General features: G+C 54.7%; 26 protein-coding genes. 10 read left to right on the top strand and 16 right to left on the bottom strand.

From position 1 onward, the window contains the following. Positions 1 to 82: 82 nt before the first annotated feature. The 5 genes from PEH01S_RS05735 to sda all read right to left on the bottom strand — a co-directional run bounded on the left by PEH01S_RS05735 (position 83) and on the right by sda (position 4288). Entirely contained in the window at positions 83 to 1360 is a 1278-nt protein-coding gene (locus tag PEH01S_RS05735; protein ID WP_127484232.1) for a PTS ascorbate transporter subunit IIC, read from the bottom strand. Continuing rightward, the gene (locus PEH01S_RS05740) at positions 1357 to 1680 is read right to left on the bottom strand and encodes a PTS sugar transporter subunit IIB (protein ID WP_025850104.1); all 324 of its coding nucleotides are present in this window, start codon (positions 1678 to 1680) and stop codon (positions 1357 to 1359) included. The genes PEH01S_RS05735 and PEH01S_RS05740 overlap by 4 nt, the downstream gene beginning before the upstream one ends. Beyond that, positions 1664 to 3772 carry a BglG family transcription antiterminator gene (locus PEH01S_RS05745; protein ID WP_127484233.1) on the bottom strand — a complete coding sequence of 703 codons (2109 nt, stop codon included), beginning with the start codon at positions 3770 to 3772 and terminating at the stop codon, positions 1664 to 1666. Before PEH01S_RS05745 ends, PEH01S_RS05740 begins: the two co-directional genes overlap by 17 nt. A 23-nt stretch (positions 3773 to 3795) precedes the next feature. After that, positions 3796 to 4059 carry an HPr family phosphocarrier protein gene (locus tag PEH01S_RS05750; RefSeq protein WP_025850102.1) on the bottom strand — a complete coding sequence of 88 codons (264 nt, stop codon included), beginning with the start codon at positions 4057 to 4059 and terminating at the stop codon, positions 3796 to 3798. Between the two features lie 73 nt (positions 4060 to 4132). Next, positions 4133 to 4288, bottom strand: coding sequence for a sporulation histidine kinase inhibitor Sda (gene sda, locus PEH01S_RS05755; protein WP_025850101.1), 156 nt, complete (start codon positions 4286 to 4288; stop codon positions 4133 to 4135). Between the two features lie 403 nt (positions 4289 to 4691). On the opposite strand from sda, the gene PEH01S_RS05760 reads away from it, so the two are divergent. The 3 genes from PEH01S_RS05760 to PEH01S_RS05770 all read left to right on the top strand — a co-directional run bounded on the left by PEH01S_RS05760 (position 4692) and on the right by PEH01S_RS05770 (position 6098). Then, positions 4692 to 4988, top strand: a complete 297-nt coding sequence (locus PEH01S_RS05760) for a DUF4870 domain-containing protein (protein ID WP_025850100.1) — start codon at positions 4692 to 4694, stop codon at positions 4986 to 4988. A 142-nt stretch (positions 4989 to 5130) separates the two neighbouring features. Further along, positions 5131 to 5448 carry a cyclic-phosphate processing receiver domain-containing protein gene (locus PEH01S_RS05765; RefSeq protein ID WP_036714130.1) on the top strand — a complete coding sequence of 106 codons (318 nt, stop codon included), beginning with the start codon at positions 5131 to 5133 and terminating at the stop codon, positions 5446 to 5448. Between the two features lie 104 nt (positions 5449 to 5552). Beyond that, on the top strand, positions 5553 to 6098 hold the full coding sequence (locus PEH01S_RS05770; RefSeq protein ID WP_025850099.1) for a hypothetical protein: 546 nt from the start codon (positions 5553 to 5555) through the stop codon (positions 6096 to 6098). An 81-nt stretch (positions 6099 to 6179) separates the two neighbouring features. On the opposite strand, the gene PEH01S_RS05775 is transcribed toward PEH01S_RS05770, so the two are convergent. Both PEH01S_RS05775 and PEH01S_RS05785 read right to left on the bottom strand, forming a co-directional pair. Next, the gene (locus tag PEH01S_RS05775; protein WP_025850098.1) at positions 6180 to 6638 is read right to left on the bottom strand and encodes an SRPBCC family protein; all 459 of its coding nucleotides are present in this window, start codon (positions 6636 to 6638) and stop codon (positions 6180 to 6182) included. A 303-nt stretch (positions 6639 to 6941) separates the two neighbouring features. Beyond that, the gene (locus PEH01S_RS05785; RefSeq protein WP_025850097.1) at positions 6942 to 7250 is read right to left on the bottom strand and encodes a hypothetical protein; all 309 of its coding nucleotides are present in this window, start codon (positions 7248 to 7250) and stop codon (positions 6942 to 6944) included. 197 nt (positions 7251 to 7447) lie between these two features. Between PEH01S_RS05785 and PEH01S_RS05790 the strand changes: the two genes are divergently transcribed. Then, positions 7448 to 7696, top strand: coding sequence for a helix-turn-helix domain-containing protein (locus PEH01S_RS05790; RefSeq protein WP_127484234.1), 249 nt, complete (start codon positions 7448 to 7450; stop codon positions 7694 to 7696). Positions 7697 to 7885: 189 nt separating this feature from the next. Here PEH01S_RS05790 and PEH01S_RS05795 read toward each other — a convergent pair whose 3' ends face one another. Both PEH01S_RS05795 and PEH01S_RS05800 read right to left on the bottom strand, forming a co-directional pair. Further along, the gene (locus PEH01S_RS05795) at positions 7886 to 8248 is read right to left on the bottom strand and encodes a HesB/IscA family protein (RefSeq protein ID WP_025850095.1); all 363 of its coding nucleotides are present in this window, start codon (positions 8246 to 8248) and stop codon (positions 7886 to 7888) included. Between the two features lie 83 nt (positions 8249 to 8331). Further along, positions 8332 to 8517 (bottom strand): aspartyl-phosphate phosphatase Spo0E family protein, encoded by a 186-nt coding sequence (locus tag PEH01S_RS05800; RefSeq protein ID WP_025850094.1) that lies wholly within the window; start codon positions 8515 to 8517, stop codon positions 8332 to 8334. A 439-nt stretch (positions 8518 to 8956) separates the two neighbouring features. Between PEH01S_RS05800 and mqnE the strand changes: the two genes are divergently transcribed. Further along, positions 8957 to 10060 (top strand): aminofutalosine synthase MqnE, encoded by a 1104-nt coding sequence (gene mqnE / locus PEH01S_RS05805; RefSeq protein WP_025850093.1) that lies wholly within the window; start codon positions 8957 to 8959, stop codon positions 10058 to 10060. A 32-nt stretch (positions 10061 to 10092) separates the two neighbouring features. Further along, positions 10093 to 11157, top strand: a complete 1065-nt coding sequence (locus tag PEH01S_RS05810; RefSeq protein WP_025850092.1) for an NAD(P)/FAD-dependent oxidoreductase — start codon at positions 10093 to 10095, stop codon at positions 11155 to 11157. A 3-nt stretch (positions 11158 to 11160) separates the two neighbouring features. Here the strand turns inward: PEH01S_RS05810 and PEH01S_RS05815 are convergent, their stop codons facing one another. After that, positions 11161 to 11418, bottom strand: a complete 258-nt coding sequence (locus PEH01S_RS05815; RefSeq protein WP_025850091.1) for a YuzB family protein — start codon at positions 11416 to 11418, stop codon at positions 11161 to 11163. Positions 11419 to 11496: 78 nt separating this feature from the next. On the opposite strand from PEH01S_RS05815, the gene PEH01S_RS05820 reads away from it, so the two are divergent. Then, complete coding sequence (locus PEH01S_RS05820) at positions 11497 to 11745, top strand: NifU family protein (RefSeq protein WP_010493716.1); 249 nt, start codon at positions 11497 to 11499, stop codon at positions 11743 to 11745. Between the two features lie 66 nt (positions 11746 to 11811). On the opposite strand, the gene PEH01S_RS05825 is transcribed toward PEH01S_RS05820, so the two are convergent. The 5 genes from PEH01S_RS05825 to PEH01S_RS05845 all read right to left on the bottom strand — a co-directional run bounded on the left by PEH01S_RS05825 (position 11812) and on the right by PEH01S_RS05845 (position 16943). Continuing rightward, complete coding sequence (locus tag PEH01S_RS05825; protein WP_025850090.1) at positions 11812 to 12630, bottom strand: SDR family oxidoreductase; 819 nt, start codon at positions 12628 to 12630, stop codon at positions 11812 to 11814. A gap of 102 nt (positions 12631 to 12732) precedes the next feature. Beyond that, positions 12733 to 13431 (bottom strand): Cthe_2314 family HEPN domain-containing protein, encoded by a 699-nt coding sequence (locus PEH01S_RS05830; RefSeq protein WP_025850089.1) that lies wholly within the window; start codon positions 13429 to 13431, stop codon positions 12733 to 12735. A gap of 141 nt (positions 13432 to 13572) precedes the next feature. Next, positions 13573 to 15333, bottom strand: a complete 1761-nt coding sequence (locus tag PEH01S_RS05835) for a UbiD family decarboxylase (RefSeq protein WP_025850088.1) — start codon at positions 15331 to 15333, stop codon at positions 13573 to 13575. An 89-nt stretch (positions 15334 to 15422) separates the two neighbouring features. Further along, on the bottom strand, positions 15423 to 16376 hold the full coding sequence (locus PEH01S_RS05840) for a COX15/CtaA family protein (protein WP_054977257.1): 954 nt from the start codon (positions 16374 to 16376) through the stop codon (positions 15423 to 15425). Positions 16377 to 16598: 222 nt separating this feature from the next. Continuing rightward, a complete protein-coding gene (locus tag PEH01S_RS05845) occupies positions 16599 to 16943 on the bottom strand; it encodes a thioredoxin family protein (protein WP_025850086.1) in 345 nt (114 codons plus the stop codon). 216 nt (positions 16944 to 17159) lie between these two features. Between PEH01S_RS05845 and PEH01S_RS05850 the strand changes: the two genes are divergently transcribed. Together PEH01S_RS05850 and PEH01S_RS05855 are read left to right on the top strand one after the other, a co-directional pair. Further along, positions 17160 to 18002 (top strand): SPFH domain-containing protein, encoded by an 843-nt coding sequence (locus PEH01S_RS05850; RefSeq protein ID WP_025850085.1) that lies wholly within the window; start codon positions 17160 to 17162, stop codon positions 18000 to 18002. Between the two features lie 9 nt (positions 18003 to 18011). Further along, entirely contained in the window at positions 18012 to 18224 is a 213-nt protein-coding gene (locus tag PEH01S_RS05855; protein ID WP_127484235.1) for a hypothetical protein, read from the top strand. Positions 18225 to 18358: 134 nt separating this feature from the next. Here the strand turns inward: PEH01S_RS05855 and PEH01S_RS05860 are convergent, their stop codons facing one another. After that, positions 18359 to 19936, bottom strand: coding sequence for a copper amine oxidase N-terminal domain-containing protein (locus tag PEH01S_RS05860; protein WP_127484236.1), 1578 nt, complete (start codon positions 19934 to 19936; stop codon positions 18359 to 18361). Positions 19937 to 20079: 143 nt separating this feature from the next. Between PEH01S_RS05860 and PEH01S_RS05865 the strand changes: the two genes are divergently transcribed. Continuing rightward, on the top strand, positions 20080 to 21369 hold the full coding sequence (locus PEH01S_RS05865; RefSeq protein WP_127484237.1) for a DUF2515 domain-containing protein: 1290 nt from the start codon (positions 20080 to 20082) through the stop codon (positions 21367 to 21369). Positions 21370 to 21371 lie beyond the last annotated feature (2 nt).

The following is a 21371-nucleotide window of genomic DNA, read 5'->3' on the forward strand; positions in this document are numbered from 1 at the left end:
CACATCAAACGGCAAAAAATAAAACCCCCGGCCCATGACCACAAGATCATGAACCGGAGGCTCAAGCAGGAAGCGTCCCGTTTTAAGCGGCATCCAGGCCGAACAAGCGAAGCAAGCCGTTCAAAATCAGCCCCACGACAGCAAAGTCCGTATCCGCGAACGTCGCCCGGACGAAGCCGAGGCTGGAGAGCAGCGGCAGCAAAAAGACCGGCAGCAGCGTAATGACGAAGCCGTGGCACAGCGCCGCGACGATCAGCCCTCTCCGGCCGCCGACCTGATACGCAATGACGCCGGAAGCGCCCCCCGAGAAAAAATGCGGGATGACGCCGGGGATGATGACCGTGTACTGGAAGGCCATGAGCGTGCCCATCGCGGCAAGCCCTCCGATAAAGCTGAGCAGGAAGCCGAGCGCCGCGGCAATCGGCGCGTACGTGAACAAAACCGGGCAATCCAGCGCCGGAATCGCTCCCGGCACGATTTTTTCGGCAATGCCGTTAAAGGCCGGGATAATCTCGGCCAGCATCATTCGCACGCCCGACAATATAACGAACACGCCGGCCGTAAACCAAATCGCTTGTATAGCCGCGACGACCACGGGATGACGCCCGGAAAACATCTCGGACAGCGCCTCGGCCGGCACGAACAAGCTGGACAAGCCGAACAGCAGCAGCGTAAAGACGGCGATAACGACCATATGGTCCTGGAAAAACGGATAAATCCGTTTCAAGCCTTCCGGCATCGGCTTCTTTTCCTTCGTCCCGACCGCCTGCGCGATCAAGCCCGAGAGCACATAGCCCGCGCTGTTGAAATGCCCGATGGCAAACTCGCTGCCGCCGGTCGCTTGACGGACGTACCGCTGACTCACCGCCGGTCCGAACGACATGGCCAGCGCCAGGAACAGCCCGCCCCATCCGTAAAGCTGCCACGCCGGAAGATGGGCCGAATCGAGCAAAGCCGCCAGCATCGACGCCATGAAGAGCATGTGATGGCCGGTAAGGAAAACGTACTTGAATGGCGTCCAGCGGGCAATGGCCAGATGAAGCGCCATACCGATCAGCATGATGACCGCGATCTCACGGCCGTAGTTGATCTGAGCGAGTCCCGCAATCGTCTCGTTATGCGGCATAATGCCGATCATTTGCAGCCCGCGCTGCACGATGATCGATAGATTGGATAACGACGATCCGGCGGCGGAAGCTCCGATCTGCAGCAAAATATACCCGAGCATCGTTTTAATGGTGCCGCTGAGCAGCTTTTGCGGCGGAGCCTTCTGAAGCAGCAGTCCGATCAAGGCAACAACTCCGAGCAAAAAAGCCGGTTCGCCAAGCAGCCCTTTATTAATAATTTGCGACCAGTTCATTCCCGCAATCCCTTCTCCCGTTCCCGCCAGGCCAGAAAACGCGGGCTCTCCATCAGCTTGGTCCGCAAATAATTCCGGTCCGTCATATTTTCCAGCGGTATCCATTCGGCTTGCTCCAGCAGCCGCGGAGGCAGAGAATCCGCGATATGGTGAGCGCCAACGATCAAGTCCGCGGCCGGACTTAAGCCGAGCGACGCGACATCCATGTGCTCGATATCGGCGCGGAGCCCCTGCTCCCGAAGCAGCGCTTCAAGATGGATCCGGATCATCAGACTGGTACCGAGGCCGCTTGTGCAGACCACGTTAATTTTCAGCGTCAAGCGTCCCGCCCTCCTTTGTCTTCAACCGATCCCATACGGCAGCCGCATCGTCGGCCCGTCTCAGAAATCCCATGAACGACGCATCGCCAAACACGTCGAGCAGCGTGGATAACGCGGTCAAATGCGACGTCTTGTCCGCCGCAGCCAGCGTAACGAGCAGCCACACCGGCTGCCCCGACGGTCCGAGCGGCACAGGCTCCGCCAGCGTGACCAAGCTGAATCCGGTGCCCCATACGCCGTCCTGCGGCGAAGCGTGCGGAAAGGCAATGCCTTCCCCGATGACAAAATGATGCTTCTGCTCTCCAATCATGCGAAGCAGCTTTTCTTCGTACTGAAGTCCGATGATCCCCCGCTCGCGCAGCAGCCTGCTGCCGAGCCGCACCGCCTCTTCCCAGCCTTCGACCGTTTGCCCGGGCAGGATGGAGCCGGCGGGCAGCAGATCCGTCAGCCGCTGCAGCGCTTTATGGCCGGACACGCCTCCGCCCTGCAGCAGATGGATGAGGTCCTCCAGCAGCCGGTTCCGGTTGCGCACGTCGGCATGCCGCTCGACGATGCGGACGATCTCGCCGACCCGCTGCAGCGTATCGGCTTCCATCGGCCGCCCCAGCGCAGATACGCCGAGCAGACGTCCGATGCTGCTCTCGTCCTCGGGGCTCAGCAGCGGCGATACTTTGATCACCGGCACCGGAAGCGGAAGTTGAATCTCGATGGTCGATAAAACCGCGTCGATCTGCCCGAACGGCAGCTGCTTGAGCTCCTTGTATGCGAATCTCCCGGCAATCTCCAACACGGGAAACATCGACTCCAGCCTCCGCTGAAGAATCGCCGACGAGCCGAGACCGGAGCTGCACACGATCGCCACCCGTTTCCGGACCGCACTTACGGCATGCGCCAGTCCGCTGCTTAAATGCAAAGAGATGTAACCGATTTCATCCCGGTCAAAGCAAACTCCCTGCTCCTGCAGCACCCGGTTGACCACCTCTTGCGTCACGTCGAGCAGCGAAGCATATTCCTGCTCCAGCTGCGGCAGCAGCGGATTCGCGCTCTGCAGCCCGAATTTGGCGCGGTACATCGCCGGCTTCAAATGGACGGACAGCCCGTGCACCACCTGTTCGGTACGCTGAAGCGGCCGGTTCAGCTCCTGCTCCACCTCCATAACGATCCGCTTGGCCAACTGGACGTAAACGGACTGCTCGGCCTTGGCATCCTGCGCTTTTTGCGCGCCCAGAATGTGCTGGGTAATATAGCCCGCCTCCTCCAAGGGAACCTCAAGCTGAAAATAGCGCTCCATTTCCGGCAGCGCAAGCTGTCGGACGACCCGGAACTCCTCTGCTCCGCTCACTTCGCCGAACAGCTCGGGGTCCATTTGAATGCGGTGGTTGTTTTTCAGCCGCTCGACAGCCATAAGCAGGTGAAGCACAAGCGCGGAATACCCCGCATCCGTAAATTCGACGTTCAGCTTACGCTCCAGCATCCGCACGATGTCGAATAAAAACTGCGCGTCCTTCGGCGAGAACCAAGGATTCCACAGATTCGTTCCCCCCATCCGGTCTTCCCGGTCCCCAAGAACGACCCGAAGGACATTCTCGTCCGTAATCTCCAGCCGCAGCAGCTCGAGATAGGCCGATCTTTTTTTCCGTTCATCCCCCAGCACCCGAATCCATCCGCCCTCTCTGGCGAGCTTCAGGTCTTTGCCGCCCAGCAGCCTGGTCACTTCCGCCAAATCGCTCAGCAGCGTGCTTTTGCTGATCTTCAGCTCTTCCTGCAGCTCGTCCGTCCGCAGCTTGGACGATTCGAGCAGCCGCTTGGCAAGCCAGCGGGACCGCCGCTCCGCATCGAGATGATCCGGCCGTTCTCTCAGCAGGCGCTCAAGCTTCTCCCGCCCGTCCTCGTCCACGATAAGCGCAATGCCGTGCTTGCGGTTGCGCTCGATCCCGATGCCATATCCGGCCAGCCAGTCTTCGATCTGCAGCAGATCGTGGCGGACCGTCCGCGCCGAAATGCCGTACTCCGATTGAAAGCGGTCCACAGGCACAAATCCGCGTTGTTCCAATAGTTCCGTCAATATGCTCTGCTGTCTTGCGGATAACATGTCTTTGCCTCCGTAGCCGTAACTTAAGTGGAAAACGATCGCGAGGCCAAGCCCGCAAGAGCGGCAAGCGCCTCATGCTCGTCCGGTCCGCTGGCGCACACCTCAAGCTCCGCGCCGCTGGGAACGGCCAGCGCCATGAGCCCGAGCGCGCTTTTGCCATCGACCGTATTGCCCCGGAACGTCACGGTAATGTGACTTTGAAAGGTCTGCGCAAGGCTGACCCACCGCGAAACCGGTCTGGCGTGAAAGCCAAGGGGCACATTTACAGCAATCGTTAATCGCTCCATCGTTTCTCTCCCACACCCGTCATAATCGGAACTATTATATCATAGATTTTCTTGATAAAAGAAAAAAGCCCGGTCAGCTGACCTGGGCTTCACCTTCTTTGTAGAAGTCTAAGTTGATTTGTCTCCTCTTGATCTCGTCTAACAACAATTCGACAAAATCTTCCTCGAGTTTCAAATCGACGGCTTTGAAATAGGAGTCCACTAAAATCTCATTACTGATCAGTTTCATGGGACAACTCACCTTATTCCGTAATGTAAAATTATATTAACATGCGCCCAAAATTAGAACAAGCGTTCCGTTATCCACAAAAAATTGTGTATATCTTGTGAGTATTCTGTTAATAAGTGTCGAATATACGCCATTGGCGGGGTGTATAATGTGGACAAAGTTATACACAAGCAGCGTACCGTTTTCGCGATAAAAAAATATGATCGGCTTGGACCATTTTGAACCAATTCAACTAAAATTGGGCAATTATGGCGTGCGCATGTTATTTATTGTTTAAACGTCCCCAAGCTGGTTGAAACGATGCCTCATGGTGCGACGAACCTGAAACCCGCTGCCGTCTCCGACGTAAGTAGTCATAACATTGATCGATTTTATATACGAAGAAGGAAGGGGAGCATCCTTCATGGAAGCACGTAAACTGATCGCTTCGCTTTGTTATTTCAGCATATTTTTCGCCGGATTTCTTGTACCGGTTATCGTGTATTTCGTCACCAACGACGGCTGGGTCCGCGAGCATGCCAAAAAGGCGCTTCTCTCGCACATCTTGCCGTTCCTCTCGCTGATCTTCTTCCTCTTCATCTGGATCGCGACGATCTCGGTCACCTCCACGATTGTTCTGGGTGTGCTCAGCCTGATTCTGTACTTCGTCGTTATGATCTGGAATGTGATCAAAGGCATTCAAGTTCTGCTGGAAAGGTAAACAGCCAAGCTGCGTGCGGACGCCACTTCGACCAAGTGGCGTTTTTGGCGTTCGCCGGATAACGGCGCGGAGTGCTGTGCCCCAGTCCAAGCAATCGAGCCATGCGCTGCGTATGCTGGAAGTTAAAGAGAGGCGATGGCATATGAGGAACGTGTACTTGGACGACTTGCGTCCGTGCCCGAAAGGATTTACGCTGGCGAGGTCGGTCGAGCAATGCATCGATTTGATGACGGCCGGGCCGGTTAATATCTTGTCGCTTGATCATGACTTGGGCCTCGGTAAGGCCAGCGGCTACGATCTGGTCAAATACATGGTCGAGAAGGGTCTGTATGCAAAAGAAATTATTATTCACAGCGCGAACCCGCTCGGGCGGCATCTCATGTGGACGCTGCTGCACAAGCATAAGCCAGGCGATGTCAAGCTGTCGGTTCGGCCGCAGCCGTTGGCGTTTAAGATTTAACCGGCGGATGCGGATATGATACAATGAAGTATCCGTTCGCATGTTCGCTGCTGACTACGGCAGGAGCCCGCGGAATAATCCATGGCTTAGATAGGAGCAGTCACGTGAATGCCAATGTGCTGAATTTTGAAGGAGACTCGCCGAAAGCGGAGGCCAAAGCCAAGCTCACCGACAACCCGGATATCGTATTCGAAGAGCTTCAAACGATTGCAATCCGAAAGGAGGACGCCGACTTTTGGCTGAAATTTGCTTCCGAATGGGGCGGGGCTTTGTATCTGCTGGACGAAAAAAACTTCAAGCAGTTCGAGCGCGGGGACATCGACCCGCAGGCGTTTGAATTCGCCCGAAGAACATATCGGCTCGGCCTGATTACGCTAAGCGCCTTGTATGACAAGCTGAAGGCTTGGTCGGATTCGAATCCGCAAGAGGACTACCGGCTGGCGATGAATGTATTGGAATGTTACTTTTTGCCGAGCTATCTGGACGATTACGGCCGCGCGTATGCGCCGGGAAAGCAACAAGGCCGAGCCTACGTCGAAGCGATTCGGCAAGCCTTCGGCGAAGACGGCGGCCTCGAGCAAAAGGCGGAAGCTCTGCAAGCGTTGGTGCATGAATATATCGAGCATCTGCATGTCTATGCCAAGCAGTGAGCAGGCTTGCGGCACACTATAAACGGCTAAAAAGCGGACACCTTGTTCAGGATCGTCCGCTTTTGGCATGGGTCCGGCCATTCATCCGGCTTGCTTCTCCGCCAGCTGCTTAATGTAAAGATTGCGTTTCAGCAAAAAGTTTCTCATGTACGATTCCAGAAACATCCGGTCCGCCATCCTGCCCAGCGGCCCTAACGGCGACGTATAATCAAACTCATCGATCATCAACGTTCCCGAATCGACGGCACAGAACTCATGCGTATGCCGAAACCGCTTGAACGCCCCGCGGACCATCTCGTCCACAAAATAAAAAGGCGACTCAAACTCCGTTATTTTTGCCGTTAACCGCTGCTTGATGCCAAAATGGACGGCCTCCCACGTTACCGTCTGCCCCAGCTCAATCAACCCGCTCATGACTCCGCCGACCGCTCTTTCTTTCGTTTGCGAAGTCGATTGGGCGTGAACGTCGATGCTTCGCGCCAAATCGAAGCAGGTTTCAATCGGCGCTTCTATGTATAATTCGGATCTGATTACCGGCATATTCGTCCTCCTCTCCAGATCGAACGAAGCGCATCTTCCACGCTCCCCGGAAACAAACACCTGTTCTGATATTACTACAAAATGGTTATTTGAGCAACGGAGCCGTATTTTGCTAAATAAGATATAACAAGATGACGCAGGAGCAGCAAAATGTTGATCGACGGGCCGTTCGGATTACGCGGAGAGTAATGCTGGTTCACGATCTTCAAATGCTTGGTATCAATGACCATGACCCGTAGTAGTTCCCCAATCCCGATTCAGTAGTCGATACATGTTAACACCATGATCAAATAAATCCGTTTCTCAACGAATAAGACTCAGCTTATCTGCATCATGGAGCACGTGGAAATTCAGAAGTTCGTAAGCCGTCATGGCATGGAGCTTTTCGTGGAGGTCGAAAATAACGATATCTCCTTTATGCGTCTTGCCTAAAATTAATCTCGCACCGCACTCCACGTAAATTCGATGATTTTGAGTCCGGGAAGCCATGGTATAATGAACAATATGGTTTGAAATAAAAAATGCGTGGGATTCGTCCGGCGTCAAATAAGCGTCCGTAAGTTCAAAATCATTTTCGCCTGCTTCGAGAACAAGCGTTACTCTCTTCAACATGTCCGCCACTCCTTTTTGTTTTGAATGTTCATTTTGCAAGAAGTACCAAAGATGAAGTTCTAAAAAGAACGCCGATAACATGACCGTTAAACGTTCATATCACTACTATAACAATTGATCGTTAAACGGTCAATAGATTACTTATTATCTTTTTGCTATATTTATTTCAAGTGGATTGTGAATAGGAGCTTATTGATATGGATATTAACGATGTGAGATTACACTGTCATCTTGGTGAAATTATAAAGAAGAAAAATATCTCTGCGCTTAAACTCTCAACCGAAATTAAATATCGCCGATCAACAATTAATGACTTGATTAATAATGTCGATATGGAAAATAAACGAATCCCAGCGGAACTTATAGCCAAATTGTGCGCTTATTTTAACATCACTCCAAATGAACTTTTTAGCGTAATACAAAAAGACGGCAGCCGATCGGAATAAGGTTGTTAACCTCTACACCGCCAAGCTGCCATCTTAATTTATTTTCCATATACCCTTCCCACTTTCAAGCTTTACAAAACAAAAATACCTCTCAACGATTATTCCGAAAAATAACATCAAGAGGTAACTTAAAGCACAATCCCATTCCCGGGTTGTTGCCGTTTATTCAAAAACCGCTTTGAGAGAGCCTCAATCCTCGCAAGGCTGAGCCAGCGCTTCGTCCTCCGGCTTCGTGCGGAAGCTGGAGCCGCAGCCGCATGTGGCTACGGCGTTCGGGTTATGAATGCTGAATCCGCCGCCGATGCCGGTGTCTTGGAAATCGATCTCCACACCGTACAAATACTTGGCGCTCTCTTCATCCACGACGACCTTCAGCCCGTGGATGTCCATGACTTTGTCGCCTTCCTGCTCGTTGTCGTCAAAGCCCATCCCGTAGGAAAAGCCGCTGCAGCCGCCTTCCTTGACGCCTACGCGCAAGAACAGATTCGGAGCTTCCTCCGCCGCGAGCATTTCTTTAATTTTATCGCAAGCCGTTTCGCTGATTTTAATCATATCGCCATGCCTCCCTTACCTGCTCGAAAATGTACTTCTATATAGAAGTATACTCCTTCCGGCGTCGGTCCTCAAGGGCTGCCTCATTTGCGGCTGTCGGTTTTATCCGCTTCATAATAACGAAGCAGCAATTGATCCAATTGTCTGCTGCAGTGCTGCACTTCCGGATGCATGAGCCCGAGCTGATTGCCTAAACTTACCATCTGTTCACGCATGTCTTCGATTTCTTCGGAAATGGAGGCCTGCTCATCGAGAGCTGGAGTAAGCAACTTGGCACCGTCCTACCCATTGTTATTTCAATCTAACAGTATACTAGACTCCCCTGCCCATGAAAATAGGAACTAGACCCTATCTTGTTTATTTTTACAACAGGAATATAGTTTTAACGATTCATGTATTGCCCCTCTCCTGTAGTAGGTTTATAATAAGGAGTATTGTTTTTCACACATTTGTCATATCGGAAGAAATGCATGTCGGTCTGACCAAGCGCTCAAGCGAAGCTTCGTATTTCCATGGAATACGTCCAAGCTTCGCCTGCCTGTGTGTTCTTGGCCAGCTGACCATGTGCAAGCTTTCACAGCTTCCGCCGGTTCATCCGCAGCAAACTGTGAAAGACGCGGTCCCTATATCGTTGTACAACTTCATCGACAGAGCGTCCCGTCAGCGGAAACCAGGGGCGCCTGACCCATTTACGGAGGTGGCTAAACCATGAGTATGATCATCAACAGCCAGGAAAGGCGCATGGCCGAAATCGCCGAAAAAGTGGAGCACGGAGAGCGTTTGACCCTGGAAGACGGCGTTTTTCTGTACGAAACGGACGATTTATTAACCATCGGACAATTAGCAAACCAAGTGAACCTGAAGAAGAACGGCAAAAAAGTGTACTTCGTCGACAACATGAGCCTCTACTTCACCAATGTATGCGAGGAGCACTGCGCGTTCTGCCATTTCCGCCGCGACGAGGGCGAGGACGGCGCATACACGCTGACGGCCGAGCAAATGTTCGATTACATCGACAAGCACTACCACCCGAATATGCGGGAGTTCCACATTACGGGCGGCCACAATCCGAACGTGCCTTTCCAATATTATGTCGACTGTATCAAGGGGCTGAAGCAGCGCTATCCGAATGTGACGATCAAGGCTCATACCGCGGCGGAGATTGAGTTTTTTTCCCGGCTCAGCGGGTTAAGCTATAAAGAAGTGCTGCAAACGCTGATGGATGCGGGACTCGGCACGATGCCGGGCGGGGGCGCGGAAATTTTGTCCGAGCGTTACCGCAAAAAAATGCACCTGGTCGATAAAGCATCCACCGAAGCTTGGCTGGAAGTGCACCGCACCGCGCATCAGCTCGGCATGAAAACGCACGCCACCATGCTGTTCGGCTCCATCGAGACGTTCGAAGAACGGATCCGGCATATGATGTACCTGCGCGAGCTGCAGGATGAAACCGGCGGCTTCATGGTCTTTATACCGAACTCGGTTCAGCCGGCCAGCGTCAACGCCAGCATCAAACGCCGGGTATCAGCGTTCGACAATCTGAAGACGATTGCGATCAGCCGTCTGATGCTGGACAACATTCAGCATATCAAAGCTTATTTCATCAATCTCGGTACGCAGCTTACGCAAATTGCCCTGACCTTCGGCGCTTCGGACGCCCACGGCACGATTATCCAGGAACGCATCAGCCATGCCGCTGGGGCAACCTCGCCGGAAGGCATGACACGCGACGAGCTGGTCTGGCTCATTCAAGGCGCCGGCCGCATTGCCGTCGAGCGCGATACTTTCTATAACGAGATCAAGGTCTACTAATTAAGTCATAAGAGAAAGGGTTAACCGTTGTTATGAAAAAACTTGTCATTTTGGGCGGAGGCTACGGCGGACTGACGGTAGCGAAAGAATTGCTGGAAGGAGAGATCCCGGCCGATACGGTGATGATCATGGTCGACCGGATGCCATATCAAGGACTGAAGACGGAATATTACGCGCTTGCGGCCGGAACGGTATCCGAACAAGACATCCGGGTGCATTTTCCGGTAGATCCGAGATTGATTCTGAAATACGGCGAAGTTACGGCCGTCGATCCGGAGCAGAAGGTGATCCGTTTCGCGAACGACGAACCGCTGTCGTACGACTGGCTCGTCATCGCGCTCGGCTGCGTGGACAAATACCACAACATTCCCGGAGCGCAGGAATTCTCGAACAGCATTCAGTCGTTGTCGGCTACCCGCAAAACGTACCAGGCTGCCAACGATACGGCTCCTTACGGTCAGATCACCATTGTCGGAGGCGGACTTAGCGGCGTAGAAATGGCAGCGGAGCTGCGCGAGAGCCGGCCGGACTTGAACATCCGCATCCTGGACCGCGGCGCCAGCGTGCTGTCTCCATTCCCGGAAAGGCTGCAGCGGTATGTGCGCGAGTGGATGCTGGAGCACGACATCGAGCTCCGCTCGCACGTATCGTTGAACCGTTTGGAAGGCGGTCTGCTGTATAACCAACAGGAAATTATTCAAACCGATATTACCATCTGGACCGCCGGCATTCAGCCAAGCCCGATCGTGCAGAACTTGAATCTGCCCAAGGACAATCAAGGACGGTTAACGATTAACGAATACCACCAGCTGCCCGATTACAATGAAATTTATGTCGTCGGCGACTGTGCGGCCCTGCCCTTCTCCCCGAGCGGACAAGCGGCAGAAGCGCAAGGCAAGCAAGTGGCGGAAGTATTGCAGGCCGTATGGAAAAACGAAACTCCCCGGCTTGGTAAAATCAAGCTCAAGGGAGTTCTCGGGTCGCTCGGTAAAAAAGCCGGCTTCGGCCTGATGGGCAAACGGACGGTCATGCTCGGCATGGTGCCCCGTGCCTTGAAGAGCGGCGTGCTCTGGATGTCGAAGCGACATTTGGGGTAAACTTTATTCATCCTTGAAGAGATCGAGCATATCCTCGATCTCTTTTATTTTAAGCTGAATGCCCGCCTCCAGCTCCTCTGCGGTGGGTGCCGCTACGATCTCGCCGTTGACCAGCGCGAACGGAGCCAAATAGCATTCCCCGCAGTTGCCGAGACATCCGTACTCGATCACGTCGTATTCGGGATTTTGCTCCAGCTGCTGCATCAGCTTGGCTGTCCCGTGATGCATATTGTTCGTACAAAATTCAATGATCGGTCTCATCGCACATTCGCCTGCCTTACAGCCATTTTAATTTTCGATCGATTGTACTATAATAAAATAAGAAGGGAGATGATGCAAATGAGCGAGAACACTCAGCAAAGCACCATGTACGACGAGGTTCTTGAAGTTCTAGATAAGCTGCGCCCGTTCCTGCAACGCGACGGTGGCGACGTAGAGCTGGTCGACGTTGAGGACGGCATCGTTAAACTGCGTTTGATGGGCGCTTGCGGCAGCTGCCCAAGCTCGACCATCACGCTGAAAGCCGGTATCGAGCGCGCGCTGCTTGAAGAAGTGGAAGGCGTTCAAGAGGTTATGCAAGTATTCTAATACGCTGACCGCCCGGAACATCGTTTTACGAAGAACAGCCCTGAGCCCGCATGCTCCATGCGCCGCTCAGGGCTGTTTGTTTGTGCCGCTTGCGGCCGCTTGCACGGACCCGCTACCGATCATGGCGCGGATCGGGTCCAGCCCTCCGGATACGTCCATGATGTTGCCGGTAATGAAATCCGAGCGCTCTTCGCATAAAAAAGCGATGACCCGGGCGATGTCCTCTCCCGTTCCGGGACGTCCGCGCGGGGATTCGTCGTCCTGCAGGTGCTCCACCTCGCCGATCGTCCGCTCTTTGTTCGCGCCGCGAATGTCTCCCGGACAAATCATGTTGACCGTAATTCCTTCCGACGCTTCTTCCACAGCCAGCGTTTTCGTGAAGGAGACCAGACCAACTTTGGCGGCCGCGTAAGCCGCCCGGTGGGGCCACCCCCGCGCCTCCGCCGCATGGCCGAACCCGAAATGAATAATCCGGCCCCACTGCTTCCGGCGCATCATCGGAATAACCAGATGATCCAAATGCATCACGCCGAGCAGGTTGCCCTGCATCAACTCGTTGATTTCCCCAAGCTCGTACTCCATGAACAGCCGGCGTTCGCGGATGAACGGACCGGCGTTGTTAATCAATATATCGATCGAACCGAAATGGCGGACCGCTTCCCGTACAAGCCTTTCCCTGTCCTCGGGAACGGCTACGCTTCCCTGCACCGCCTCGCAGCGTACGCCCTTGCGGCGTATCGCCTCGCGCAGCTCGAACGCTTCCTTCTCGCTGTGCACGTAATTCAGCACGATATCGGTTCCCCGTTCGGCAAGCAGGAGCGCGGTCATTTTACCAAGACCTTTGGCGCTTCCCGTAATGAGGGCTGTTTTCCGCTGCCCCTCCATGCTCCCACCTCCCGCTTCTCGTTCGTTCCCGCTCTACTCAAAGTATAGTGCAAGCCGGAGAGCGATTCAACTTCACTCTTGGCGTAACCCAGGACGCCCCGATCACCGGACCAAATAACGAAAGACGGTCGTCACCGAACGGAACGCCATGTCGCAGCCCCGCTCGAGATCGGCCAAATTTTCGCGGACATCCTCCGTCTCGGAACGCAGCCGCTCGCCGTATTTCGCTTCCTCCGCCTTCATCAGATCGTCCAGCAGGTCGGCGTTAATCGTATGGATTTCCATATTGCGCTGATTGCGCAGACGCGTGAGCGGCTCTTTGTAGCCCGTTTTAAGCTCGTAAAGCTTCGCCTCCAAGTCCGTAAACAGCTTATGCTGATGCATGTTGCGGAGAACGGTGAAGTACGAAAACCGCGATTTGATCTTTTCCGTCTTCAGAGCCAGACGTTCGTTCATAAAGTGCCCCAGCTTGTCCAGCACGGCGAACAGACGAATCAGGGCGTTGTTATAATAATATAAATGGCGGTGGTAATCGTCCAGCTCCTCGCGCTCCATCCGGTCGATGAACCTGGTCTTCACCCGCTCCCCGTAGCGGAGGGCCGCGTACTGGCTCTGCTCCAACTCGTCCAGCGCCCGCAGAAAGCTATGGCACCAGACCGCATAACGGCGCTCCTGCGGAGTCGGAGCCGTTCCCTTTTTCGTCCGGGCGACGATTCGCAAATATCCCCGGATCGCCTCGTTGGCGTCAAGCAGCAGCCCGGTGTCCTGTCTGGACGGCTCGCCAAAAATCGCTCTTAACATAGGTGTCTCCATCCCATCCCGTTGTCCCATTCAGTATACCCGATCCCGTTTTGCAAAAACAATCGTATCTGCAAAAAAAAACGACAGCGGCGCATGCCTTAGTTGAAGGACACGCCGCTATCGTCGGTTGCGTTCATGACATTAAGCAAAATATTCGCTCCATCGGGAATCGACCAGCTTCACGATATCTTCCCTCGGGAAAAGCTCGTCCGGGTAACCGGGCTTCATCCGGGCGTCGATTACGAGCGGCAGCTCGTAGCCGATATGGTGGCGCTTGACCTGCGTGCGCGCGTAAATATCGGCGGCCGGGTTAAACCGGGTGAACACCGTCCAGAGGAACGCCGTTTGATCGCCGGCAATGGACGTCTCGTCCGCCACGATGACCAGCGGCCACTGGGCCAGACGATCTCCCGCCTCCTCCGCCAACCGGTTAGCCAATCCGGGATCATCCGTATAGGAGGCCCCGGAGACGACGAGACAGCCGCGGCAATAAACGGCGGCAGCCGAAACGCCCGGCAGCTCCCCGCCCATGTAGACGGCCGGCAGCTCCCGCTTCGGTTCGCCCACGCCGACCAGCACCGCTTTGCTGCCGTGGTTAAGCCGGTCGCCGGTATAATCAAGCGTGTCGTGCGACGTATTCCCGAATACGTACAAGTCCTGCAGCGGATCGAACCGCTCGAGCACCGTCTCCAGCAGCGTCGGGAAACGTTCCAAATCCAATGGCCGGTCCGTTACCATCAAAAACTTCGTCAGCGACAGCTGCCCCTCGCCAAGAATACGGAACGCCGAGACGATCGCTTCGCGGCTGTAGCTCTCGCGGACAATCGCCGCGGCAAGCGCATGAAAGCCGGTTTCGGCGTACGTCCACAAGTCTTTGACGCCTGGCATCGCCATCGGAAAGGCGGGCGACAGCAGCTTTTGCAGAAACTCTCCGAGATAGTAGTCCTCTTGTCTCGGTTTGCCGACAATCGTAGCCGGATAAATGGCATCCTTGCGGTGCCACATATGGCTCACGTTGAATACCGGAAAATCGTGCGTCAGCGAATAATAGCCGTAATGGTCTCCGAACGGACCTTCGGGACGGCGTACATGCGGCGCTACCGAACCGCAAATCGCAAATTCCGCCTCGGCAACGAGACGGTGTCCGCCCTGCGGATTGGCCACGAGCGGCAGCTTTTGCCCCATAATCAGCGAGGTCAGCAGCAGCTCCGGCAAATGCTCGGGCACCGGTGCAATGGCCGATGCGATCAAGGCCGGCGGGCCGCCGAGAAACACTGTCACCGGCAGCGCTTGTCCGCGCTTCTCCGCTTCGTGGTAATGGAAGCCGCCGCCCTTATGGATTTGCCAGTGCATGCCCGTTGTCCGGTCGTCGTAAACCTGCATCCGGTACATGCCCAGGTTATGATGGCCGTTCTCCGGATGCTCGGTATACACCAGCGGCAGCGTGACGAACGGCCCTCCGTCTTCCTGCCAGCTCGTCAAGACAGGAAGTCCGGCAAGCGGCGACTCGGTCTTGCACTGCTGCAGCACCGGAGCCGCGTCGGAAGACACGTTTTTGGTCCCCACCTTGAGCAGGTCCAGAAGAAGCTGCCGCTGGTCCCAGACCGCCTTTGGCGTAGGCGGCAGAAGCGTATCCTTGGCCGCGATAATATCCTTCATCAGCTGCTCGGGACGCGGCCCGAACGCAAGGTCTACCCTCCGGCTTGTTCCGAACAGATTGGTCACAACCGGGAAGGAAGCCCCTTTTACATTGGTAAACAGCAGCGCAGGCCCTTGCTCGTCGATAACCCTGCGGTGAATTTCGGCAAGCTCCAAATTCGGATCGACCGGCGCGGAGATGACTTTTAGTTGATTTTCCTTACGAAGCGCTTCCAGAAAGCTGCGTAAATTTTCGAATCTCATTGGCCGAGCGTCTCCCTTCTTTCATCCCACGAACTGAATTATATCATTGCCCAATGTCCCCGGATAGGACTTATAGTAAAAAGAGAGGCTTACGGCAGCCGAGGAGCCGCGTAAGCCTGTACCTTCCCCTCTGCCGCATGCAGAGACGTTATCCCCAAGTAACATAGGACGCCGAACAAGCAGGAGATCAACAGCGCATGCAGCATGCTGGCGACCAGATAAATGTCGTATCCCATGGAGAGCGTAACAAAGCCGCCGCTTAAAATTTGCAGGATGATCAACACCAGCGATAAGCGGGCCGCCCGATAGATCGAGCTATCCGTATGCGCCTGCATCCGCACGACCAGGAACAGCACCAGAATGGCGATCCCCAGTACCGCAGCCGCGGCGCGGTGCATAAATACGATGCCGGTCGCCCCGGTCAGCTCCGGAATGACTTGTCCGTTGCACAAGGGCCAGCCGATACAGCCGCCGGTCGATTCGGTATGCCGGACGAAGGCGCCCAAATAAACGACGACATAAGAGTAGATCAAAATGCCCCAAATGGCGGCACGCACCCCGCGGGTCAATCTCGTTCCGTCGCCGCGGTGCATCGCCTCTCCGAATTTCGTGTATACCAGGTACAGCAGCAGCGTAAAGGCAAACGACAGCAGCGAGAAGCCAAAATGCAGCGCAAGCACCGGCCCGGATTGCGGCCATACGACGGCCATGGCGCCGAGGATCGCTTGCAGCACCGTGAACGCCATCGCCCCGCCTACGTACCATTTGGCATCCTTGCGATGGCTGTACAGCAGCACAAGAATGGTCGTAGCGAGCAAAATCATCCCCACAATGCCGACCACAAAGCGGTGGCTGTACTCAATCATCGATTCGATCGTATAAGCAGGAACGAACTTTCCGTTGCACAGCGGCCAATCGTCGCCGCAGCCCCGGCCCGATTCCGTTTTCGTTACCAACGCGCCCATCAGTAAGATCAAAAACATGCCGGCCATGCTCGCAAAAGATAAGCGTTTTAACCAACGTTGTATGTTCATGCGTAACATTCACCCGCTTCTTCTATAAAATACGTCTATCAAAATTTGTCGACAACATTAGACAAAAGCGAACGTCCAACCCCTATTATAGCGATAAAAACTACCTAAATCCATGCGGAAATGTTACAAAGCCTTGAAACCGGACGAAACGGCTGCACCGCCCTCTGAACGAACAAAAGCCCGGCCGGAACGGTTTCCGGCGGGCTTTTGAGCTGTGGAGCTCTATGGCTGTTACTTTTGCAGGGCGTTCGATACTTCCAGCGCACGGTCCAGAAACTGCTCAATCTCGTCGCGCGTTTTGCGCAGCTTGCTGACAAAACGGACAAGCTCTTGACCGTCGCGGAAAGCGATAAAGCTCGGGATGCCCAAAATATTCAATTCCGAGCAAAGGTCCGGCAAATCATCGCGGTCAATATGAATGAAGTTCAGGCGATCTTGGTACGCTTCCTCCACTTGAGGCATGAACGGATCGATGAAATGGCAATCCTTGCACCAAGTCGTTTTGAAAACGGCAACGGTCGGCTTGGAGCCGGCGATTACTTCTCTAAATCGTTGTTCGGTTGTCACTTGTTCCACGGAAAGCACCGCCTTCGGTCATCGTTTTTGCGCAATTTCTTTTCGCTTACCCCACTTATAGCACTCGGAGCAGCTTCTGTCAATCTTGCGTATGCGCGTCCAATTTCATTAGTAAATTAAATTTCCACCTTCTTCATCTTTACAATTATTACTAAAAGTGATATCATAAAAATATCAAATCAATATGATCCCCCTTAAACAAAAGGAGTGCTTGCGATGAAGGAAAGAAAAGCATGGGTGATGAATGGATTTCTCGGATTGCTGCTGGTGCTTGCGCTGGTCGGAGGAGGACTTTTTCTGCTGATTACCGAAGCTTCACCCGCTCTGGGCATCTTCTTGATCGTCCTGTCGGTGCTGCCGTTATCTTCATTGACGGTCATTCAACCGAATCAGGCGATGGTCGTGACGTTCTTCGGCAGCTACGCCGGAACGCTGCGCGAGAGCGGCATGTGGGTAACGGTTCCTTTCTCTGGACGTAAAAAGGTATCGCTGCGCGTCCGTAACTTCAACAGCGCCAAGCTAAAGGTGAACGACATCGACGGCAATCCGATTGAAATCGCCGCCGTCGTCGTCTTCCGCGTCGTCGATTCGGCCAAAGCCAGCTTCGATGTCGACAACTACGAGCAATTCGTCGAAATCCAGAGCGAAACCGCGCTGCGGCACGTAGCCAACAAATATCCGTACGATTCTTACGAGAACGGCTACTCCTTACGCGGCAACTCCGAAGAGGTCGCCCAAGAGCTGAGCCGCGAGCTGCAGGACCGGCTGTCGGTGGCCGGCGTCGAAGTCCTTGAAGCGCGTTTGACGCATCTGGCTTATTCCACGGAGATTGCCAGCGCCATGCTGCAGCGTCAGCAGGCAACGGCCATCATCGCCGCGCGCGCTAAAATTGTGGAAGGCGCCGTCGGCATGGTGCAGCTGGCTATCGCCCAACTGCAGCAAGAAGGCGTTATCGAGCTTGACGAAGAACGCAAAGCCGCCATGATCAACAATCTGCTCGTCGCCATCGTGTCGGACCGTTCCGCCAATCCGGTCATCAATACGGGAAGCTTGTACTGACGGTCCGCCATGGCCGGCAAAAAAAATTTCCCGCTGCGGCTTGATCCGAAGCTGTACGAAGTGCTGGAAAAATGGGCGGCGGACGAATTCCGCAGCGTGAACAGCCATATCGAATACCTGCTGCGGGAGACGGCCGCCCGAGCCGGTCGGCTGCCCTCCCCCCGGTCTTTGGGGCCGGGAACGGAGACGAAAGCCCCGACTCCCGATTCAACCCAGGATTAAGCCTGATCCTCGTATATGAAAATAAGAAACAGCCCCCCATCTTTCCGAGGCGGAGTCGGATGGGAGGCTGTTTTTTTTGCTGTGAAGGCCGGAATAGTCCGGCCGTTCGAGCACATATTAAGAATGAAGCCAAATTAATCGCGGGTAATTTTAACGGTTTGCGTTTCTTGCTCCCAGCCTACTTTTGCGCCGAGGCCTTCGGAAACGGCGCGCACAGGAACATAAGTAACGCCTTCCACGAGAACGGCCGGCTTCTCCAGCTTAACGGTCTGACCGTTAACGGTAGCTTCGCTGCTGCCGATCGTTAATACAAGCACCGCGCCGCTGAGCGGATCGGTCACTTTGACTTGCTTGGTGGCCTCATCCCATTTCACATCGGCGTCCAGCTCCTCGACGACGAAGCGCGCCGGCACCATGATCGTGCCGTTGTCGTTATAAGGGAGCGTACCGTACGAAAACTCTTTGCTTTCGCCGACGATCATGCTGATATTTTTCTTCGTGACTTCAAGATCGTCTTTCAGCAGTTTGTACAGTTGGGAGTTCGGATCAAGCGATGCGACGAATTTGCTTGGCGTCAAACGGCCGTCCGCACCGTTCAGCTCAAGAACTCCGCCTGCGGTGTCAATCGTGGCCGCCTGTACCGGCTTGTTCACGTTCCATACTTCGGAAACCGACGTGATTTTGACGCTTTTCACACCGTCTCCCTTGCCTTCCGGAAGGGTGACTCCAATTTCCGTGTTCGATTTGCGGGTAATGTAATCTTTGTCTACATACAGGTCCGTCTTAAGCGACAGGTTGTCGCTCAACCAAGCTTTGGCTTCCGGACCCATCGAGTCGACCGACGCGTCGAAATCCTTGAGCATTTGCTCCAAGTGGGTTTTAACGAACGTATGAATGAATTCAACAGCCAGCGCTTTATTCTCCAAATAAGGCGTGAGCGTATCGTTCATGGCATTGGCATCATCCTTGCCGGCTTCCTTGGTTACTTCCTTCAGAAGCGGTACGTACAGATCGTACAGCACGCCGATGAAATCTTTCAGGCCTTGATCGTCGGCGAGCACGTTCGTCAGGAAGCCTTTCACCAAGCCCAGCAGCTCGTTGCCGTAGATTTCGGCATGAACCTTTTGCAGGGTCAGCGCTTCGCCGTTCACGGTTTCGTTGACTTCCGCAGCCGTAATTTTGCTCGGGTTCGGGAAGTTGCGGGTGAAGAACGACGTGAGCGAAGGCATCGCTTCGACCGCCTTCTTGCTAAGCTGCTGGAGCTGCTCCTGCACTTCCTTAGGAAGCTCGGGAGCGGAGCCGCTCATCGCCGTCGCGCTGTTGCGGATCACGATCGGCTTTTTCGCGCCCTCGATTTTGAGAGTGTAGTCCATGTCGGACATGACCAGCTCGAACGGCACGCGACCCTTCTGATACTCGAATGCGCCCTTCAAAGACATATGCAGCTGATCTTGCATTTTCATCTCGGTAATGTCAATTTTCACCTTGCTGAACAGATCGAAAATCCGCTTGCCCTCTGGCGACATCGTGACCGCCGGGTCCGGCGTCAGCTCCAGCGTTACCGTTTGCTTGCCTTCCGAAGATTTGACGGCCAAGCTTCCGGCCATCGCTTTGCCTACGTCGACATTGCCGACCGGCTGGCAGCCGGCAAGCAGGATCAGTATGCCGACCAGCACGAGGCTGAGCATAGCGTTCCAACGTTTTGTTCTCATGGGTACCTCCTAAAATATGTAATATAAATACGTGCGGCCTACCGTCTTATACGAAATAATTGGCAGAACGTTGCACACTTGCATATGAAATTATACGACGGGCAGTAAGGAAAATCCTTTTTTGCGGCAGGAGGTTTCGGACCATGAACCGGGGAAAATACCGTTGGAACGGCATCGATCTGCTCCACAAGCTGGCGGATTTGCCACAGGAAACGGTAGCGTGGGTCAAAGGAAAGGCGCAGACGGTCGCGCATGAAAAAAAGCTGCTGGCCGCGGCGCACCGCATTCCGATCGATCCGCTGTCGGTCGAAGCGCTGCGCAAGCGGCTGCAATGGAAGCTTGCGCTGCAGGAAGGAAAGCCGCAGACGCTCCATGAGACCACGTCGGCCGAGCCTCATGCCAAGGAAGAGGAGGAGGAGCTGTTGGAGCGGATCATACGTGAACGGGACGTGCACATCCGCAACAACGTGACGCGTACCGCGGCTTATTTGCATATATACCGGGAACATCCCGAGCTGCATTGGGCGTTTCTGGCTCATATGGTGTCGCGTAACGGGGGCTGGAGCATGACGGACCTGCGGGGAGATCTGCTGCCGTTTCTGCTGAATGAGGAGCAATGCGAGAACGTCTTCGCTTTTTTGGAAAGGGCCAACGCGCTCATCTTCCGGGATGCTTACCCGCAGCTGCTGCTGTACCGGGCCAGCCTGCAGATGAAGCGTCCGCTGTTTCATCTGCTCCCCCTGCTCGGCGTCTCGCGCTTTATGCGCCCGGTCTGGGAACGCTTTTGGATCGAGCGGGAATCCGGGCTGTTGACCATCGCGTTAATCGTGAACGAGCAGCATTATATTGAGGAACGCGTCGTCCGTCATCCTTCTTTTCGAAGCAACGTGCTCGACACGTTGTTTTTTCAGACGCAGACGCTGCTTCAGCTGAACCAGGTCGTGTTTCCTTATGTCCAAGGCGAGCGTATACGGCTCGCAGGTCTGATTCTGGAAAACTTCAGCAGCGTGCGCGAGCGCATCGAGGTCGGGAAAAAGCTGTACGCCATTCTCTTCGGGATACGCGCGGTAGCCGAAGGCGCTCAGGCGTTCGCCTGTGGACGCCGTCACAGCGGCTCCCGCGCGGATTACTGGCCGCACCTGTTCGCAGCCGTGCGCAAGGAACCGCCCCGGCCCCGCGGACAGCTGCTGGAGCGGCTCGACGGCTGCAAGCTGCGGCCCGGCGCAGCCCCGCTTTATAGTCCTGCGCTGACGGATGCATGGAAGGACCGGGACGTCGAACCGCCCGACCCCGGAGATTGGTTCCGCGACCTGTCCGTCCTCGACTATTTTAAGGAAATCAGCGCGCCGTTCTCCTTCGAAATGACGCAGGAATGCGGCTTCGGACTGAAAAAAATCGAGCTCGCCGTGCTTGCCAGCGATCTGATCGTTTAGCG

The sequence above is a fragment of the Paenibacillus ehimensis NBRC 15659 genome (assembly GCF_004000785.1).
Taxonomy (GTDB): Bacteria; Bacillota; Bacilli; order Paenibacillales; family NBRC-103111; genus Paenibacillus_G; species Paenibacillus_G ehimensis.

Coding starts and splice junctions, on each gene's coding strand:
- PEH01S_RS05820 (WP_010493716.1), top strand. CDS start 11,497: ATGAGCGAGAACACTCAGCAAAGCACCATGTACGACGAGGTTCTTGAA.
- PEH01S_RS05840 (WP_054977257.1), bottom strand. CDS start 16,376: ATGTTACGCATGAACATACAACGTTGGTTAAAACGCTTATCTTTTGCG.
- PEH01S_RS05765 (WP_036714130.1), top strand. CDS start 5,131: ATGAGGAACGTGTACTTGGACGACTTGCGTCCGTGCCCGAAAGGATTT.
- PEH01S_RS05815 (WP_025850091.1), bottom strand. CDS start 11,418: ATGAGACCGATCATTGAATTTTGTACGAACAATATGCATCACGGGACA.
- PEH01S_RS05835 (WP_025850088.1), bottom strand. CDS start 15,333: ATGAGATTCGAAAATTTACGCAGCTTTCTGGAAGCGCTTCGTAAGGAA.
- PEH01S_RS05865 (WP_127484237.1), top strand. CDS start 20,080: ATGAACCGGGGAAAATACCGTTGGAACGGCATCGATCTGCTCCACAAG.
- PEH01S_RS05810 (WP_025850092.1), top strand. CDS start 10,093: ATGAAAAAACTTGTCATTTTGGGCGGAGGCTACGGCGGACTGACGGTA.
- PEH01S_RS05825 (WP_025850090.1), bottom strand. CDS start 12,630: ATGGAGGGGCAGCGGAAAACAGCCCTCATTACGGGAAGCGCCAAAGGT.
- PEH01S_RS05790 (WP_127484234.1), top strand. CDS start 7,448: ATGGATATTAACGATGTGAGATTACACTGTCATCTTGGTGAAATTATA.
- PEH01S_RS05745 (WP_127484233.1), bottom strand. CDS start 3,772: ATGTTATCCGCAAGACAGCAGAGCATATTGACGGAACTATTGGAACAA.
- PEH01S_RS05860 (WP_127484236.1), bottom strand. CDS start 19,936: ATGAGAACAAAACGTTGGAACGCTATGCTCAGCCTCGTGCTGGTCGGC.
- PEH01S_RS05785 (WP_025850097.1), bottom strand. CDS start 7,250: ATGTTGAAGAGAGTAACGCTTGTTCTCGAAGCAGGCGAAAATGATTTT.
- PEH01S_RS05775 (WP_025850098.1), bottom strand. CDS start 6,638: ATGCCGGTAATCAGATCCGAATTATACATAGAAGCGCCGATTGAAACC.
- PEH01S_RS05795 (WP_025850095.1), bottom strand. CDS start 8,248: ATGATTAAAATCAGCGAAACGGCTTGCGATAAAATTAAAGAAATGCTC.
- sda (WP_025850101.1), bottom strand. CDS start 4,288: ATGAAACTGATCAGTAATGAGATTTTAGTGGACTCCTATTTCAAAGCC.
- PEH01S_RS05760 (WP_025850100.1), top strand. CDS start 4,692: ATGGAAGCACGTAAACTGATCGCTTCGCTTTGTTATTTCAGCATATTT.
- PEH01S_RS05855 (WP_127484235.1), top strand. CDS start 18,012: ATGGCCGGCAAAAAAAATTTCCCGCTGCGGCTTGATCCGAAGCTGTAC.
- PEH01S_RS05830 (WP_025850089.1), bottom strand. CDS start 13,431: ATGTTAAGAGCGATTTTTGGCGAGCCGTCCAGACAGGACACCGGGCTG.
- PEH01S_RS05735 (WP_127484232.1), bottom strand. CDS start 1,360: ATGAACTGGTCGCAAATTATTAATAAAGGGCTGCTTGGCGAACCGGCT.
- PEH01S_RS05850 (WP_025850085.1), top strand. CDS start 17,160: ATGAAGGAAAGAAAAGCATGGGTGATGAATGGATTTCTCGGATTGCTG.
- PEH01S_RS05750 (WP_025850102.1), bottom strand. CDS start 4,059: ATGGAGCGATTAACGATTGCTGTAAATGTGCCCCTTGGCTTTCACGCC.
- mqnE (WP_025850093.1), top strand. CDS start 8,957: ATGAGTATGATCATCAACAGCCAGGAAAGGCGCATGGCCGAAATCGCC.